Raw genomic sequence first — 17876 nt, 5'->3', positions numbered from 1 at the left:
AAATTGAGATTTTCATATGGTTAAAAAATATTACAAATATATTATTGTCGTTGTTTCTTTTGGTATCGTAAGTGCGATTCTTTGGAATACGTATGATTTTTCTAAAAAATTTAAAACGAATGAGCGTTCGAAAATGGAAATTTTAGCGAAAGCTTATGATCGATTCGGATCTGATGATTTGGATCAAGATTTTTCTTTAGAAGCAAAAATAATTGAGAGCAATCACAATATTCCAATGATTGTTACTAATGAATTAGATTCTATCATAATGAATAGAAATTTAGATTCTATCAAAGCTCTTGATAAAGAATATCTCTATGATCAGTTGAGGATTATGAAGGTAGAGAATACGCCTATTATCATTAATTATTTAGAAAATAAAAAATATCATATCTATTATAGAGATTCTGATTTGTTGACTAGATTGCAGTACTATCCTTTAATGTTGGTTTTGATTTTGACATTGTTTTCAGGGATTATTTATTTGGTTTTTAAATCGAATAAAATTGCAGAACAGAATAAATTATGGACTGGTATGGCTAAGGAGACTGCCCATCAAATAGGAACACCATTGTCGTCCTTAATGGGGTGGGTAGAATTAATGAAGCTAGATAATTCTGTTCCGCAAATCGTACCAGAAATCGAAAAAGACGTATTTAGATTAAGTATTATTGCAGATCGTTTTTCTAAGATTGGGTCGATTCCAGAGAAAGAAGCTTTGGATGTATTGCCAATTCTGAAAAAAACACTTTCGTATTTTGAATCGAGAAGTTCAAAAAATATTTCTTTCACTTTTGAAACGGAAGAGCCACAAGTAATTGTTGATATCAGTGAGCAACTATTTACATGGGTCTTAGAAAACCTAATTAAAAATGCTATCGATGCAATGGCTGGAAAAGGTTCTTTGTCGATACATTTAAAAAGCGTGTCGAATAAAATGGTGATCACGGTACAAGATACCGGAAAGGGAATTGCAAAAAATCAATTTAAAAAAATATTCACACCTGGTTTTACAACTAAGAAAAGAGGATGGGGACTTGGTCTTTCTTTATCAAAAAGAATTGTAGAAGATTACCATTCAGGAAAAATATTTGTAAAAAAATCTGAACCAAAAGTAGGAACTACTTTTGAAGTTCAAATACCTCTTTAGTTTTTTATATGAGCTGCAATTTCTTTGGCTAAATTTATAAACTCTTCGGTGGTCATTTTTTCTTTTGGTGCAGCAAAGTTAGCATCATTCATAGAATTTAAAGGAATTAGATGCACATGGGCATGAGGAACTTCTAACCCTATAACGGACATCCCAACTCTATTGCACGGAACCACTTTTTCTATAGCTAAGGCAATTTTTCGAGCATAGCTAAACAAACCATTATAGGTGTCCTCATCCAGTTCAAATAACTTATCAACAGGTTTTTTAGGGATCACCAAAGTGTGTCCTTTTGTATTGGGGTTGATATCAAGAAAAGCGTAATAAAACTCGTTTTCAGCAATTTTATAAGATGGTATTTCTTGGTTTATGATTTTCGTGAATATAGTTTCCATGTTGAGTTTTTTTCAAAAGTAAAAAACCCTTTTCAAATAAATGAAAAGGGTTACTGTTTTATTTGGAAGTTTGAATTATCTAGAGATTTCTAAAATTTCAAATTTCATAATTCCATTAGGAACTTTTACTTCTGCAATTTCTCCAACTTTAAGTCCTAATAAACCTTTTCCGATAGGAGAATTTACAGATAACTTACCGTTTTTAATATCTGTTTCAGAGTCAGCTACTAATGTGTAGGTAAACTCCATTTTATTTGCAGTGTTTCTTAGTTTCACTACAGAGTGAATTAAGATTTTTGATAAATCTAATTGAGATTCATCTAATATTCTAGCATTGGCAACTACATTTTTTAATTTAGCAATTTTAAATTCTAAATGAGATTGCTCTTCTTTTGCTGCATGGTATTCAGCATTTTCACTCAAATCACCTTTGTCTCTAGCGTCAGAAATTTCTTGCGTTACTCTTGGTCTTTCAACCGACTCTAAATGCTCTAATTCGTCTTTTAATTTTTTCAATCCTTCCGGAGAGTAGTAAGATATATCACTCATAACTTTTTCTTTTTATAAAAACAAAATCTCATTGCGACTAATAGCGAATGAGATCGTGACAAATATACAAATTATTTGTAAATTGCAACCTAATTTTCCTAAACCCCAAGGTGACATGAAAAAATATATTTACATTCTTTTTTTGACGATCATAGCAGTTGGATGCACAGATGAACCCTATCAAGATCAGAATCTTATACCGGATATTACTTTTAGTAAAACGGTAAGCTTAAATTTATTTCCAGGTAATCAATTAGTTGATGGCTGGTATGTCGTGTATCCAGATTTGGGGCATAGGGGTGTTATTCTGTATAAGACAAATAAGGGAGATCAAAGTGTGGACCAATATTTAGCTTTTGACTTGGCTTGTCCTCATATTGAAGTTCCATCATGTGCTACACCGATGGATATTAGTAGCTTTCCTGAATTGACAAATGCTTGTGATTCTGATGGAATCTTTTATAATTTTGAATTAGGTTATTCTATTACATATCAAAAGGATGAAGAAGGTGCAATGGTACCATTGGAGGGAGTGGCATATGATATGCAACAATACAGAGTAGATTACTTAGGAAATAATCAATTGAGAATTACTAACTTTTAAAAGGTGAATAATTCAAAATAGATACTTATTTTTGCGCCAAATTTTACACACATGAAAACATACTTTTCTTCGGATTTTAAATTAGGCGTTTTAGGAGGCGGGCAACTTGGTAAAATGTTGTTGGCTGAAACCCAAAAATTTGATGTACATACTTCTATATTAGATCCTTCTAAGGAGGCTCCGTGTGCTGCTCATTGTAATGAGTTTCATGTTGGGGATTTATTAGACTTTGATACCGTTTATAAGTTTGGAAAATCAGTTGATGTTTTAACGATTGAGATTGAACATGTAAATATTGAAGCTTTATATCGATTAGAAAAAGAAGGGGTAAAAGTATATCCTCAACCTAATGTTATAGAAGTGATTCAGCATAAAGGAAAGCAAAAAGATTTCTATGTTGAAAAAGGAATTCCTACTTCTCCGCATCAAAGATTTGAGTCCTTGGCTACATTAAAAGAAACTAATTTTGACTTTCCATTTGTTTGGAAATCAGCTCAGTTTGGATATGATGGTACAGGAGTTAAGATAGTAAGAAGTCAAGCTGATATTGATGGATTAGCCGATACTGAATGTATTACTGAGGAGTTGATTCCATTTAAAAATGAATTGGCAGTTATTGTAGCTAGGAATGCAAGCGGTGAAATAAAAACTTATCCTGTAGTGGAGATGGAATTTCATCCTGAAGCAAATCAAGTAGAGTATGTAATTTGCCCAGCTCGTATTTCTGATGAGGTTGCTGCAAAAGCAAATCAAGTTGCCTTAAAGGTTGCAGAATCTTTTGAACATGTTGGTTTGTTGGCGGTGGAAATGTTTCAAACGGAAGAGGATGAAATCATCGTGAATGAGGTAGCTCCGAGAACCCATAATAGTGGACATTATAGTATTGAGGCTTCTTTGACGAATCAATTTGAACAGCATTTGCGTACTGTTTTAAATTTACCATTAGGGCATACTGATAGTAAAATGGCTGGAATTATGGTGAATCTAGTAGGTGCTGAAGGTTTCTCTGGGAATGTTTTTTACGAAAACATGGAAGAGGTGTTGCAGTTAGAAGGAGTGACTCCGCATATATACGGAAAGAAAGAAACAAGACCTTTTAGAAAAATGGGACATGTTACCATCGTAAATCAAGATATTTCGAAAGCAAGAGAAGTTGCAGAGAAAGTTAAAAATACAATTCGAGTAATTAGTAAATAAATCCAATCAGGAATTAAAATATAAGAAAATGAAAGTAGCAATAATAATGGGTAGTGATTCTGATCTTCCGGTGATGCAGGATGCAATTGATGTATTAAATGAATTTGGAATAGCAAATGAAGTTGATATAGTATCTGCCCATAGAACACCAGAGAAATTGGTAGAATTTTCTAATAATGCTCACTTAAGAGGTGTTTCTGTCATTATTGCTGGAGCAGGTGGAGCGGCGCATTTACCAGGTATGGTGGCTTCTATGAGTCCCTTGCCTGTGATTGGAGTTCCGGTAAAATCTAGAAATTCTATTGATGGATGGGATTCAGTATTGTCTATATTGCAAATGCCAGGGGGAGTTCCAGTTGCTACCGTTGCCTTAGATGGTGCGAAAAATGCAGGTATTTTAGCAGCTCAAATTATTGGTGCTTCAAACCCTGATATTTTGGATACAATTATTGCTTATAAACAAGGTTTAAAAGAAAAGGTAATTGCAGCCTCTGAACGCGTAAGAAAAGCATAAAACATATTGATTTATATATGAAAAGCGACCTACTGGGTCGCTTTTTTTGTTGTATAATTTTAGGTCGGCTATAATGACAATTATAGTCCGTCCCTTAAAATAGAAGATTTATTTGATAAATTTCATGCCATAACTATTGGCTATAGAATCTATTTGTTGTCTATTGGGTTTGCCATTTTTAGATATCTGTGCGATTGATTCAAAGAAGTTTTCAAACCCTCCTGGCGTAATCGTATTGATCGTAATTCCAGTGACGCTGTCTATGTTTTTAAAATGATGTGGAATTCCTTTAGGGAGCTGTATTAAACTCCCTTGAGGAGCATCGATAGTTTGTGCTCCACAATAAAACTCATAATGACCTTTTAGAACATAAAACAATTCATCCTCCTGGCTATGAACATGTGGTGGGGGTCCGCCCATAGGAGGCGTATCTGTTACGATTACTGAATAGGCTCCATGTGTTTCTTCGCTAAGTATTTTGCCGATAATTTTCACGCCAAATACATTCCATTCTTTTCCACCATCAGGTAATACAACAATGGGTTTAGATGGGGTTTTATGGGAATGTGAACTTTCTTTTTTACAGGCTATGTTAAGTCCAAGTAGGGTGAATAACAGTATTATTTTAATTTTCATATTTCATTTTTTTAAAAAGTTTCAAACTTCCAAAGATAGGGCCAATTGCCAAAATTAAAAATATAAAATTCGTATCATACGTAAGATGTAAAAAACTTAATATTTGAATACTTATGATTGTAATTGAAAAACCAATACAATTTACAATTGTTAAAGCGGTGCCTTTTGTGTCTGGTGTGGTGTTTGTTGCGATGAGAGTGGAAAAAAGCGGAGAATCACCAATCACAACAAATCCCCATAGGCTTAAAAATGAAATAAAGGCAATATTTGGAAGGTTGAATATAAATGGAGCGATACAACAACATATACCAGATGCTAATAAAAAATAAGAGGCGGTTTTTTTGAGACCAAAATATTCAGAAAGATATCCGCTAATTACACAAGATAGACTGCCTATACCGATAATGATAAATGAATATAGGGGAACAGATAGATTTTTTTGTGTGGTTTCATTGAAAATAGAAATCATGACTGGAACAAAAGCCCAAAAAGCATAGAGTTCCCACATATGACCAAAATAACCGAATGCAGCTTGCTTAAATTGTTTGCTTTTAAATATGAATGGAATGCTATTGATTTGGGGTCTGGTGTTATTTTTTTTGAAATAAGGTCCTTTTTTTACAAATATTAAAATTAATAAACCACCTATTGTAGCTAAGAGGGAGGTTGCGATGAGCACATATTCCCAAGGGGATGAGGTTGCAATTAGTTTAATATAATGAGGGAAAGCGGTACCTAATACCAAGGCTCCCACCAACCAGCCAAGAGATTTTCCGAGTCCTTTTTCAAAATAATCCGCAGCTATTTTCATTCCGATAGGGTAGATTCCGGCAAGACAAAAACCTGTTAAGAATCTAAAAAGTAAAATGCTACTTAGAGTGTTGGAAGGATAAAGTATTCCTAAATTAAATGCACTTCCGAATAAGGCACAGATAAAAATTATTTTTGAAGGTGGGTATTTGTCGCTAATTGCCAATAATGCAAAGGATAATGTACCTAATATAAAACCAAATTGAACAGCTGAAGTAACATAACTTAGTGCATTGCTATTTAAGTTGTATGCTAAGATAAGATCAGAAATAATACTGTTGCCAGCAAACCAGAGAGAGGTACACAAAAATTGTGAGATAATAATTAAAGGAAGTGTTTTTTTAGGAATGCTCATGCGTTTAATTTTGGTGTTGGTCATAAAAGAAGATACACGCTTACAAATAATTACAATACTACGTTAAATTGATTACAAATGAATACGTAAATTTAATTCAAAATAGTAAGTTTACATTCAAAATATAAATAGTATGAGCGCATCTTTTAATGTATCTGTGGTAGAAAATTACAAAGCAAGTGATTCTCGGTATGAGAATATGGTTTACAGGAGAACTGGAAATAGTGGGTTGTTATTACCTGCTCTTTCGTTAGGGTTATGGCATAACTTTAGTTTTACTGATGATTTTGAAAATGCAAGAGATATTTTGCAAACTGCTTTTGATAATGGAATTACTCATTTTGATTTAGCGAATAATTATGGTCCTCCTTATGGGGGTGCTGAAACTAATTTTGGTACTATTTTCAATAAAGATTTTAAACCTTATAGAGATGAATTGATAATTTCTACGAAAGCAGGTTATGATATGTGGCCTGGTCCTTATGGTAATTTTGGTTCAAGAAAGTATTTAATATCTAGTTTAGATCAGAGCTTGAAAAGAATGAATTTGGATTATGTGGATATTTTTTATCATCATAGACCAGATCCAGATACGCCATTAGAAGAAACCATGGGAGCTTTAGATCATATTGTTAGACAAGGGAAGGCTTTGTATGTTGGGTTGTCAAATTATAAGGCGGAAGAGGCAGCTAAAGCATTTAAAATATTGCAAGATTTAGGAACGCCTTGTTTGATTCATCAGCCAAGGTATAATATGTTAGACCGTTGGGTAGAGGATGGTTTGTTGGATGTTTTAGGAGAGAACGGAGTAGGTGGAATAGCTTTTTCTCCCTTGAGACAAGGGATGTTAACAAATAAATATTTAAATGGTTTTCCAGAAGATTCCCGAGCAGTTAAAGATGGCAGGTATTTGAAAAAAGATCAAATAAATGAAGTTTTGGATAAAGTTAGACTTCTGAATGTAATCGCGGAAGAGCGAGGGCAAACATTAGCGCAAATGGCCATCGCATGGATTTTAAGAGATGAACGAATAACATCGGTGTTAGTTGGAGCGAGTAGAAGTTCTCAATTGTTAGATAGTATAAAATCATTAAACTGTTTAGAGTTCGATGCAGCTACGTTGCTTAGAATTGAAGAAATATTAAAAGCATAGTTGTGAGGGGATGAAAGTTGAAGAGGCTATAAAAAATCGTAGAACATTAAAGGTGTTATCTACGGAAGGCGCAGAGGTTAAAGATATTTCAGAAGACGTATCTAAAATTTTAGAAATGGGAAATGCAGCGCCATTTCATTATATAAATTCAAAGTCTGCAGAAAAAGAATTATCCTCCTTAGCACCTTGGAGATTTTATGTTTTAGAGGGACATGCCTGTAGAAAACTTGCAAATTATTTTGTTGCGAATCAAATAGCAGGAGGGAAGATTATTGATATGTTACGCGCTGCGCAGTGTTTGATTCAAGTAACTTGGACCCCTGAAAGGGATCAAAATAATATGTTGATTTCAGAGGCTGCAAATATTGAACATATAGCTGCGACATCTGCGGCAATTCAAAACATGCTGTTAACAGCAACTGGATTGGGGTATGAAAATTATTGGTCAAGTGGAGGAATGTTAAAGGAAGACTCCTTTTTTGAATTGTTAGGAATTCCTTTGGATGAAAGGTTATTAGGGAGTGTATTTTTATTCGATGCGGATATCGAAGGTTTTAAAACTAAAAAAGGAGCTTTAAGAGGCAGGCAAGGCCTGGTTGAAACTTGCTCTAAGAAAATAAGTCTATAAACACAAAAAGCACCATATCATTATAGATATGGTGCTTTTTTTAGATATATTATTTGCTAATATTTATGTTTATCGTTCAAATTTAAAACGATATTGTAAATACTGATAAGCATCTCTTGGTAATACTTTGATCCACTTTTTATGCTTTAAGAACCATTTAATTTGTTCAGATATAAGTCCTTTTTGTAAGTAAGCAGCAACAAAAGGATGTACGTGTAATACAATCTTTTTGTCTTTGTTTTTACTTGACATAATTCTATTAAGTTCAACATTAAACTTATCTACCATAACAATAGGAGCCTCTACTTCCCCATTTACATTTGGGTTAGGCTCTTTTGTTTTGATGTTAGTTTCAGAACGTACTCTTTGTCTAGTAATTTGAATTAAACCAAATTTACTAGGAGGAAGAATTTTATGTTTCGTTCTGTCTAAAGACATCTCTTGTTTTAAATGATCATAAAGTTTTTGACGATTTTCATTTGAATGTAAATCGATAAAATCTACTACAATAATCCCTCCCATATCACGTAATCTTAATTGTCGTGCTATTTCTGTAGCGGCAATTAAGTTAACTTCTAAAGCATTTTCTTCCTGAGAATTTGCTTTGTTGGAGCGATTACCACTATTTACATCAATTACATGTAGTGCTTCTGTGTGTTCTATCACTAAATAAGCACCCTTGCTCATAGAAACGGTTTGTCCAAATGCCGATTTGATTTGTCTTTCAATCCCATATTTTTCAAAAATAGGAGACTTTCCTTCGTGCATTTTTAAAATTGACTGTTTCTCTGGATATATTTCTTGTAAATAATCGTTGATTTCTTCAAACAAAGTTTCGTCGTTTGTAACGATACTTGTAAAAGATTCATTTAAAACATCTCTTAAAATAGAAGATGCTCTGTTCAGTTCACTCAATACTTTAGTCGGGGTCTGTGCATTAGGAATTTTCCCACACATTTCTTTCCAACGTTCTAATGAGTTCTGTAAGTCTTTGTCTAATTCGGCTACTTTTTTTCCTTCAGCAACTGTTCTTAAAATAACTCCGAAACCAGCAGGTTTAATGCTTTTAGCAAGACGTTTTAATCTGTCTTTTTCTTTCGGATCTTCAATTTTTTGAGAAACAGATACTCTTTTAGAAAAAGGTACCAACACTAAATATCTACCGGCAATAGAAATCTCTGAACTAATTCTAGGACCTTTTGTAGATATGGGTTCTTTTACAATTTGTACGAGTACATTTTGTTTTGATTTTAGAACTTGATCAATACTTCCGCTTTTTTCAATGTCTTTTTCAAATTGGAAGTTTTTTAAAGTGTAATCTTTGTAATTACCTGTACTTACTTTTTTCATGAATTTTGATAACGAATTCACTTGAGGTCCTAAATCGTGATAATGTAAGAATCCATCTTTTGGATAACCTACATTTACAAATGATGCATTAAGACCTGATAAAATCTTTCCTGTTTTCGCTACGAAAATATCTCCAACAGAAAATTTATTATTGTTTGTTTCGTTATTAAATTCAATTAGTTTACCATCTTTTAGCAGCGCAAAATCAATATCAGATGAATTTGAACGTATAATCAATTCTAGTTTCATTCCGAATAGTTTTAACTACATAAGAATAGAATTCTTACATAGATGGATTAAATTTAATACAGGGTAAATACCCTAATGAAATTTTAATTTCTTAAAATTTCTTTTTCAATGAACGGCTGTTGCTATAAACAACAAGAAAAAGTAATTATAAAATTACTTTTTCTTGTGTCTGTTAGCTCTTGCTCTTTTCTTACGTTTGTGCGTAGAGATCTTTGCTCTCTTTCTTTTTTTACCACTTGGCATAACTTTTCTGTTTTATAAATCTGATTGTTTCACAGATTTGGTTAATAATTTGTTCAGTAATTTATTTTACTAATACGTTGTTCTTTACTCCTTCTGCAAAAGTTTTTGCAGGTTTAAATGCTGGGATGTTGTGTGCAGGAATCTTAATTGTTGTATTCTTAGAAATGTTTCTTCCTGTCTTTTCTGCTCTAGTTTTGATAATAAAACTTCCGAAACCTCTTAAGTAAACGTTATCTCCTTGCTCTAAAGCTCCTTTCACTTCACTCATGAATGCTTCAACCGTTGCTAAAACATCTGCTTTTTCAATACCTGATTTGTCTGAAATACTTGATACAATATCCGCTTTTGTCATCTTAATCTAATTTCTAATGTGTTGTTATGTTTTTTTAAGGCTGCAAATATATGACAATAAATCAATTTCAAAAAGCTAAATCATTAAAATTTAATACAATAAATATAGTATTATTGCAAAAATAAAAATATTTGATGTCTTTTTGTAACTTATTGGAATCGTGGTATTTGTCCGTTAATAGAGATTTGCCTTGGAGAAAAAATAAAAATCCTTACTCGGTTTGGTTGTCAGAAATCATACTTCAACAAACAAGAGTAGCGCAAGGAACCGCTTATTACCATAAATTTTTAGAAAATTTTCCTACAGTTTCTGATCTCGCAAATGCCGACGAAAGCCTAGTCTTGAAATTATGGCAAGGGTTAGGATATTATTCTAGAGCAAGAAACTTACACTATTCAGCAAAGCTAATTATGGAGGAGTATAATGGCATATTTCCTGATACATATAAAGAGTTGATTAAATTAAAGGGGGTTGGTGATTATACAGCTTCAGCTATAGCTTCCATTTGTTTCAATGAGCAAACTGCGGTAGTTGATGGAAACGTATATCGCGTGTTAGCACGTTATTTTGGGATTGAAACGCCTATTAATTCTACGCAGGGTATTAAGGAGTTTAAGCAATTAGCTCAGTCATTGTTGGAGACGGATAACCCAGGACAGTACAATCAGGCCATTATGGATTTTGGAGCCTTACAGTGTACGCCGCAAAACCCAGATTGCAACACTTGTCCTTTATTGGGTGGATGCGAGGCTTTAAAAACGAATAAGATTGAGATGTTGCCTGTAAAAGAGAAAAAAATCAAAATTAAAAAGAAGTATTTTAATTTTATTGTGGTGCTTAGCCCAAATAACAAGGTGATATTAAGTAAAAGAGAAGGGAAGGGGATTTGGCAAAATCTATATCAGTTCCCTTTGTTAGAAGCTGATAGTACCTTAGGAGTTGAAGCGCTTGTAGAAAGGAAGGATTTCAACGATCTATTTGTGGGGGAAGTACATTCCTTAAAATTATACAATACAAAAGAGTGGGTACATAAATTGTCTCATCAGCATTTATTTACACAGTTTTGGGTTGTTGAAGCGGAGAGTCTGCACAAGGATTTGATTCCTTTAGAATCTTTACCTACTTATGCGGTGCCAAGATTGGTAGAGAGATTTATAGAGGGTTATGGTTTGGATGAGTTGATGGAAGCAGAAAAAGCAAACACTTAAGACCTACAAAACAGTTTTTTTAGTATTTTTGATATAGAGTTAGTGAATTATGGCAGGAACATTGAATAAGGTAATGCTGATTGGGCATTTGGGGGATGAGGTGAAAACTCACTATTTTGAAGGAGGAAATAGTATTGGTAGATTTCCGTTGGCCACAAACGAGTCTTATACGAATAAAGAGACTGGCGCTAAGGTAGTTCATACAGATTGGCATAATATTGTTGTAAAAAATAAGTTAGCAGAAATTTGTGAGAAGTATCTCAAGAAAGGCGATAAAATCTATTGTGAGGGGAAATTGAAAACCCGCCAGTGGGAGCAAGATGGTGTAAAAAAGTATACTACTGAGATTCAGGTGGTAGATATGACATTTTTGTCTACTAAAGCTCCAACCAGTAATGAGACAAACTCTATAGTAAATAATGAAGCAGCAAAGGAAATCAATGATGATTTGCCTTTTTAATTAAATTCTTAATATAAAATTGGACCCAGAACCCATTATCACATTTTTGAATTCAGTACCTTGGTATCTAGTTATAGATGTTTTGGTTTTAATCGGTTTGTTGATTCTTTCAGCGATGATTTCAGGAACTGAAGTAGCATTTTTTTCGTTGTCTAAAACAGCTTTAGATGATCTTGAGAAATCTAAAGAATCTAAAGGTGAGCTTGTTTTAAAATTACTAGCTAAACCCAAAAAATTGTTAGCAACGATTCTTATTACCAATAATTTTATAAATATTTTAATTGTCCTATTGTTTTCATTCTTAGGAGCAGAGTTGCTTGGAGGTGTTGATGAGAATATTCGGTTTTTTATAGAGGTAGTTCTCATAACTTTTTTGATTTTGCTTTTTGGCGAGGTGCTGCCTAAAGTATACGCAACCAGAAATTCTTTGAGTTTTACCTTGTTTATGTCTAGGCCAATTTCTGTTTTAAATAGGGTGCTGTCTCCATTGAGTGCCATGCTAACAGGTTTAACTGGGGTAGTTGAAAGTAAGTTGGCTAAAAAGAATACTAATTTATCAGTAGAAACCTTGTCTCAGGCGCTTGAGCTTACTTCTGATGATGCAACCACTAAGGATGAGAAAAATATCTTGGAAGGAATCGTAGCTTTTGGGAGTACAGAAACGGTTCAGGTAATGAAGCCAAGGATTGATATTTTTGCCATTTCTGATGAATTGCCTTTTACTGAGATGTTAGAAAAAATCATTGAAAACGGTTTTTCAAGAAATCCAGTCTATCATGATAATATTGACGAGGTGATTGGGGTTTTGTATGCAAGAGATTTAATGCCTCACATAACTAAAAAGGATTTTAATTGGCAAACCTTGGTAAGAGCTCCCTTTTTTGTTCCGGAAAACAAAAAGCTAGACGATTTGTTGGCAGAGTTTCAAGAGAAGAAAAATCATTTAGCGATTGTGGTAGATGAGTATGGAGGAACTAGTGGTTTGGTTACTTTAGAGGATGTAATTGAAGAAATTGTAGGAGAGATAAGTGACGAGTATGACACAGATGATTTGGTGTATTCAAAAATTGATGCGTCAAATTATGTGTTTGATGGTAAAACGGCATTGAAAGACTTTTACAAAGTATTGAATATTGATGCCGACTTATTTGAGCCTTTTAAAGGAGAGTCAGAAACTATTGCTGGTTTTATCCTTGAAATAACAGGGAGGTTTCCTAGGAGAGATGAAAAAATAAATTTTGAAAATTTTGTTTTTTCTGTAGAGGCAGTAGATAGAAAAAGAGTGAAACGTGTTAAGGTAACTTTGTTGTAGTGAGGAGTTTTTGTTTTCTATTTAGTATGTTGTTTCTTTTGGGGTGTAAAACAGATGTGCAACCAAAACCTAAAGCTTTTTTAAGGTTAGATTATGTAGATTCTGAATATTTGAGGTTTGGAGAAAAAAACTATCCTTTTTCGTTTCAGTACTCTAATAAAGCAGAAATTGTCAAAAAAAATAGATTTTGGTTGGATGTGTATTATCCTGAGTTAAATGCGACTTTGGTGTTGTCTTACGCTCTTGTAAAAGGGGATTTGAACTTGTTGTTTAAGGATGCAGAGAAGTTAACTTTTAAGCATATGATAAAGGCTGATGATATTCAGGCTGTTCCTTACGAAAATGAGCAATCAAAAGTGTATGGTAAGATGTTTGAAGTGTACGGAGATGCGGCCACACAAATTCAGTTTCATGCAACAGATTCTGTAAAAAACTTCATGACTGGGGCGTTGTACTTTTATGCGAAACCTAATTACGATTCTATAATGCCAGCCGTACACTATTTAAAACAGGACGTAATACGATTGATGGAGACTTTAAAATGGAAGGATTTAGATTAAAGGGGTTAGTTAAAGGGAGGAATGTATGCTTCATTTGATAAAAGAATTCAAGTAATACAAAGTTTTAATTTACCGTTTTTAGTTTATCTTTGAACCTTTATAAATCTATATAAACTCAATACATGAAGACTAGAATCTTATCAGCTATGATGTTGTTTACTTGTTTTGCTATTTTTGCGCAAGAGAAAGAAGTTGTTGAAAGTAAAGAGGAGCAGAATGCTGCTTCAAAAGCAATGGATGCTACGGCAACACAATGGAGTTTTCAATTGGCGCATCAGTTTATGCCTGATTATTATGATGATGATGTAAATGGATCTCCTCGTCCAGCAGGATTAGATAACTATTTACAGCTTAGAGTTGTGGCACCAATTCCTTTAGAGAAGTTAACAATATTACCTCGATTAACGGTAAGACATTATGAAAATGTAAATACCGGAGAATCAGGATTCGGAAATACAGAGTTATTTGCGTTAATCATTCCAAAAGCTACAGATTGGGGGGTGGGTAGAGCAGGTATAGGACCATTAGTTACTGCACCAGGAAGCAAAGGAGTTTCAAAAGATGAATGGGGTTATGGTTTTGCTGCTGCATTAGTGAACAATACAGGGCAATGGTTTTACGGGGTTTTATTATCTCAATCCTTCAGAAGTATAGATCCAAATACTTTACCTGTTGGTCAGTCAGATGCAAACCCTTTAGGAATTGCTCCTTTTTTAAATTACAGATTTGGAGATACAGGAATGTACCTAGGTACTGCAGATATGGTTGCTTTGTATGATTGGAACACCAAAGCATTTTACTTGCCTGTAGGTGCTAGATTCGGAAAAGTTTGGGTGCAGCCAAAAGGGTCTTGGAATGCATATTTCGAATATAGAACAAGTGCTATTTATGATGAATGGGAAGGTTCTGCAGTAAAAAATTCTTTTAGATTGAATCTTACCTATACGATGCCTGTTGGGTTTTAAAACTTTCTTATGTTTCAGAAAAAGGAAGAATTAATCGAGAATAAAGCGAAGTTAGAAAGGGGAAAAGGTATACTAAACAGCTTAATCATCGTTATTAATGTACTTTATGCATTGATGATTTTCCAAGCGTTTTTAATTTTACCAAGACCAGACGATCCTGAATTGAAAGAATATTCATTGGGGCAGTTGTTTAGTGATCATATCATGTCTTTGGTTACCATTTTTATAGGTCTTCTGATGGTGGTAATTTATTGGATTCAGTTTAATAAGCAATTGGGGAATTTGGTTAGGAGTTCTGTGTTACATGCATCTTTAGCGATATTTCAGATGTTTAGTTTGATGTTGTATCTCTATTTTTTGAGGTTCGATATGGAGTTCGATGGTATGACGCTTGCTTTGCAAATGGAGAGTGTTTTTCTTGCTTTGGCAGGTTTTATCGGCGCTTTTAACTGGTATCATGCTAGAAAAAATAAATTAACATCAGATCAAATTGACGATGCAGAGGAGAAAAAAGTGTTTTACTCTTTGTTATCAGAGCCTACAGCTTCTTTATTTTCTTTACCATTTGCAGGGTTTGGCCCAGGTATTTGGACACTCTCGTTTTTGATAATTATTCCATTAGGGTATGTGTTTAAGAAAATGGGAAACAGTTGATTGAACAAATGGGAAGAGTTGCTTTGTGATAACAGAGAATAGCCAAGTGTATTTTAAATATAAACAAAAGATATATAGATTTATATCATTAATTTTACTAAATAAATAACTATCCTGTTTTATACAGGGTTACAAAAATTAAAACTTATGAAAGGAATTTTTAAAACTTTAAGTTTGTCATTTGTATTAGTACTCTCGTTATCGAACTGTGATAACAAGGGAGAAAAAAGTTCTGAAGACGAGAATTTTGCTAAGTATGGACAAGAATTCGAAGGTAAGATTTCGAAAAGTTACGAAGACTCAAAAGAGTGGTGGCCAAAATCACCTAAACCTAAAAAAGGAACTCCGAATGTCTTATTGATATTATTAGATGATACTGGGTTCGGACATTTGGGTAGTTTTGGTGGACTTACTGAAACACCAAATATCGATGCTTTGGCAGACAATGGTTTGCGTTACAATAACTTTCATACCACCGCGCTTTGTTCTCCATCACGAGCTTCAATTATGGCGGGTAGAAATCACCATAAAATCGGTTTAGGTTCTCATTCGTTAACTGCAATGGGGTTCCCTGGATACAATGCTTTTCCTCCTGAAAGTGGAAAATCAATTGCAAAGCATTTACAGAAAGCAGGTTTTGTAAATTATGCAATCGGTAAATGGGATCACACTCCTTTGTACGAAGTTTCAGAAACAGGACCTTTTGATAGATGGCCATCTGGTGAAGGGTTTGATCATTATTATGGGTTTATGGCAGCAGATGCTGATACTTATAGATCTTTGGTTTGGAGAGATCATTACCCTCTAGAAGACTGGATGGATAAACCTGCATATGATTATCACGAAGCGATGGCAGATGAAGCAATTCGTAATTTTACTTCACATCGTTCGACAAGTGATAAACCTTTTATGATGTTTTGGGCACCAATTGCGATGCACTCTCCTCATCAAGCTCCAAAAGAGTTTATAGAAAAGTACAAAGGGAAATTTGATGCTGGATGGGATGTTGCTAGGGAGACCATTTTGAAAAAACAAATAAAAATGGGAATTGTTCCAGAAGGAACAAAGTTGACAAAAAGAACTGAGGCTGTTCCTGCTTGGGAAGATTTGACTGACGGACAGCGAAAATTGTTTGCGCGTCAAATGGAAGTCTTTGCCGCGATGTTAGATCATTTGGATCAACAAATTGGTCGTATGATTGATAAACTGCAAGAAATGGGTGAGTTGGACAACACATTGGTGATGCTAACCGCAGATAACGGATCTTCTGGTGAAGGTGGGTTAACAGGTAGTTTTAATGAAACCTATGTGTTGAATGGTCTTCAAACACCATATGATGCAAACATGAAACACTATGATGATTGGGGAGGACCAAATACGTATCCGCATTTTCACGCGGGATGGGCATTGGCAGGAAATACACCATTCCAATACTTTAAACAAACGGTTCACAGAGGAGGAATTCAAGATGCATTGATTGTTCATTGGCCTGATGGGATTAAAGAAAAAGGTGGGATTAGAGAGCAGTACCATCACATTACAGATATAGGACCAACAATTTTGGATGTTACCGGAACAGATTTTTTAGAAGATCTTGACGGAATTAAGCAAATGCCTTTAGATGGTAAAAGTATTGCCTACTCGTTTAATAATGAAAAAGCTGAAACAAATCACCCAGAGCAATATTATGAATTGTTTGGGAACCGAGCTATTTATAAAGATGGTTGGAAAGCAACTTGTATCCATGCCAATAGAATGCCTTGGGAGTTAAATAAAGTAGCTCCTTTTGAAAATGATGTATGGGAGTTGTATAATATCAAAGAAGATTTTTCAGAATCGAACAACTTAGCAGACAAGTATCCTGAAAAGCTTGAAGAATTAAAAGCTAGATGGGAAGAATTGGCTTGGGAAAATAATGTATTTCCATTGTATGATGATATGGTAATGCGTATTTCTAAACAACAAGACAATTTATTCGGTGATCAAAAAGAATTTGTTTATTGGTATCCTGGAGCACAAAGAATTGCTGAAAAAGCATCTGCACCAGTAAAAGGTAAGTCACATACCATAGAATTTGATTTAAATCTTACGGGTAAAGAAGAAGGAGTTATTGTTGCTTGTGGTGGATTTACTGGAGGGTATACGATGTTTATTAAGAACAACAAGGTGTACTACGATTATAATTATTACAATGGTGATTATTATACCTTAGTTTCTCCGAAGTTAGGTAAAGGTGATGTGCATATCAAATTTGATTTTGTTGAAAAAGGAAGTCCAAAACGAGGTATCCCTGGCGGTATTGGAAGTTTACATATAAATGGTAAAAAAGTAGATGAGGTTAAAATGGAAGAAATGCACATTTCTACATTCTCCCTTTCTGAAACATTTGATATTGGTATTGATGCAGGAACTCCTGTTTCAAATAAGTATAGCGTGAAGAACCACTTCCCGTATACTGGTAAACTACAAAAAGTTATTGTAAAGATTACTGAATAAATAAATCTTGCATATTTAGAAAAACTCCCCAGTTTT

Annotated in this window: 19 protein-coding genes; 13 read left to right on the top strand and 6 right to left on the bottom strand. The window is 34.0% G+C overall.

Going from position 1 to position 17876, the window contains the following annotated elements; genetic code table 11:
• Positions 1-16 precede the first annotated feature (16 nt).
• Positions 17-1150, top strand: coding sequence for a sensor histidine kinase (locus tag AC2DGP_RS09005; RefSeq protein WP_484489729.1), 1134 nt, complete (start codon positions 17-19; stop codon positions 1148-1150).
• Here the strand turns inward: AC2DGP_RS09005 and AC2DGP_RS09000 are convergent.
• Both AC2DGP_RS09000 and greA read right to left on the bottom strand, forming a co-directional pair.
• On the bottom strand, positions 1147-1545 hold the full coding sequence (locus tag AC2DGP_RS09000) for an HIT family protein (RefSeq protein ID WP_484489728.1): 399 nt from the start codon (positions 1543-1545) through the stop codon (positions 1147-1149). The two genes, AC2DGP_RS09005 and AC2DGP_RS09000, sit on opposite strands and share 4 nt — an antisense overlap.
• A gap of 75 nt (positions 1546-1620) precedes the next feature.
• Entirely contained in the window at positions 1621-2094 is a 474-nt protein-coding gene (greA, locus tag AC2DGP_RS08995; RefSeq protein WP_300325844.1) for a transcription elongation factor GreA, read from the bottom strand.
• Between the two features lie 115 nt (positions 2095-2209).
• Here greA and AC2DGP_RS08990 point away from each other — a divergent pair, with 115 nt between their 5' ends.
• The 3 genes from AC2DGP_RS08990 to purE are packed head-to-tail and all read left to right on the top strand — an operon-like array spanning position 2210 to position 4409.
• Positions 2210-2698: a hypothetical protein gene (locus AC2DGP_RS08990; RefSeq protein ID WP_484489727.1), complete on the top strand. Its 489-nt coding sequence runs from the start codon at positions 2210-2212 to the stop codon at positions 2696-2698.
• 51 nt (positions 2699-2749) lie between these two features.
• Positions 2750-3895, top strand: coding sequence for a 5-(carboxyamino)imidazole ribonucleotide synthase (locus tag AC2DGP_RS08985; RefSeq protein WP_484489726.1), 1146 nt, complete (start codon positions 2750-2752; stop codon positions 3893-3895).
• Positions 3896-3923: 28 nt separating this feature from the next.
• Complete coding sequence (purE, locus tag AC2DGP_RS08980) at positions 3924-4409, top strand: 5-(carboxyamino)imidazole ribonucleotide mutase (RefSeq protein ID WP_484489725.1); 486 nt, start codon at positions 3924-3926, stop codon at positions 4407-4409.
• Positions 4410-4517: 108 nt separating this feature from the next.
• Here purE and AC2DGP_RS08975 read toward each other — a convergent pair whose 3' ends face one another.
• Positions 4518-5045: a cupin domain-containing protein gene (locus AC2DGP_RS08975; protein ID WP_484489724.1), complete on the bottom strand. Its 528-nt coding sequence runs from the start codon at positions 5043-5045 to the stop codon at positions 4518-4520.
• On the bottom strand, positions 5035-6210 hold the full coding sequence (locus AC2DGP_RS08970) for an MFS transporter (protein ID WP_484489723.1): 1176 nt from the start codon (positions 6208-6210) through the stop codon (positions 5035-5037). Before AC2DGP_RS08970 ends, AC2DGP_RS08975 begins: the two co-directional genes overlap by 11 nt.
• 133 nt (positions 6211-6343) lie before the next feature.
• Here AC2DGP_RS08970 and mgrA point away from each other — a divergent pair, with 133 nt between their 5' ends.
• Complete coding sequence (mgrA, locus tag AC2DGP_RS08965) at positions 6344-7363, top strand: L-glyceraldehyde 3-phosphate reductase (RefSeq protein ID WP_484489722.1); 1020 nt, start codon at positions 6344-6346, stop codon at positions 7361-7363.
• 10 nt (positions 7364-7373) lie between these two features.
• A complete protein-coding gene (locus AC2DGP_RS08960) occupies positions 7374-7991 on the top strand; it encodes a nitroreductase family protein (protein WP_484489721.1) in 618 nt (205 codons plus the stop codon).
• Between the two features lie 69 nt (positions 7992-8060).
• Here AC2DGP_RS08960 and AC2DGP_RS08955 read toward each other — a convergent pair whose 3' ends face one another.
• Both AC2DGP_RS08955 and AC2DGP_RS08950 read right to left on the bottom strand, forming a co-directional pair.
• Positions 8061-9590, bottom strand: coding sequence for an Rne/Rng family ribonuclease (locus tag AC2DGP_RS08955; RefSeq protein WP_484489720.1), 1530 nt, complete (start codon positions 9588-9590; stop codon positions 8061-8063).
• A gap of 304 nt (positions 9591-9894) precedes the next feature.
• Positions 9895-10185, bottom strand: coding sequence for an HU family DNA-binding protein (locus AC2DGP_RS08950; RefSeq protein WP_300325868.1), 291 nt, complete (start codon positions 10183-10185; stop codon positions 9895-9897).
• 134 nt (positions 10186-10319) lie between these two features.
• Here AC2DGP_RS08950 and mutY point away from each other — a divergent pair, with 134 nt between their 5' ends.
• The 7 genes from mutY (at position 10320) to AC2DGP_RS08915 (ending at position 17840) form a co-directional block, all read left to right on the top strand.
• The gene (gene mutY / locus AC2DGP_RS08945) at positions 10320-11393 is read left to right on the top strand and encodes an A/G-specific adenine glycosylase (protein WP_484489719.1); all 1074 of its coding nucleotides are present in this window, start codon (positions 10320-10322) and stop codon (positions 11391-11393) included.
• A 49-nt stretch (positions 11394-11442) separates the two neighbouring features.
• A complete protein-coding gene (locus tag AC2DGP_RS08940) occupies positions 11443-11853 on the top strand; it encodes a single-stranded DNA-binding protein (RefSeq protein WP_484489718.1) in 411 nt (136 codons plus the stop codon).
• A 46-nt stretch (positions 11854-11899) separates the two neighbouring features.
• Positions 11900-13165 carry a gliding motility-associated protein GldE gene (gene gldE / locus AC2DGP_RS08935; protein WP_484489717.1) on the top strand — a complete coding sequence of 422 codons (1266 nt, stop codon included), beginning with the start codon at positions 11900-11902 and terminating at the stop codon, positions 13163-13165.
• A 26-nt stretch (positions 13166-13191) separates the two neighbouring features.
• A complete protein-coding gene (gldD, locus tag AC2DGP_RS08930) occupies positions 13192-13725 on the top strand; it encodes a gliding motility lipoprotein GldD (protein WP_484492492.1) in 534 nt (177 codons plus the stop codon).
• Positions 13726-13847: 122 nt separating this feature from the next.
• On the top strand, positions 13848-14690 hold the full coding sequence (locus tag AC2DGP_RS08925) for a hypothetical protein (protein WP_484489716.1): 843 nt from the start codon (positions 13848-13850) through the stop codon (positions 14688-14690).
• A gap of 9 nt (positions 14691-14699) precedes the next feature.
• Positions 14700-15344, top strand: a complete 645-nt coding sequence (locus tag AC2DGP_RS08920) for a hypothetical protein (protein ID WP_484489715.1) — start codon at positions 14700-14702, stop codon at positions 15342-15344.
• A 147-nt stretch (positions 15345-15491) separates the two neighbouring features.
• The gene (locus AC2DGP_RS08915) at positions 15492-17840 is read left to right on the top strand and encodes an arylsulfatase (RefSeq protein WP_484489714.1); all 2349 of its coding nucleotides are present in this window, start codon (positions 15492-15494) and stop codon (positions 17838-17840) included.
• Positions 17841-17876: the final 36 nt, after the last annotated feature.

Source organism: Flavicella sp. IMCC45537 (assembly GCF_057197705.1).
This window is presented reverse-complemented; position numbering and strand designations above follow the sequence as displayed.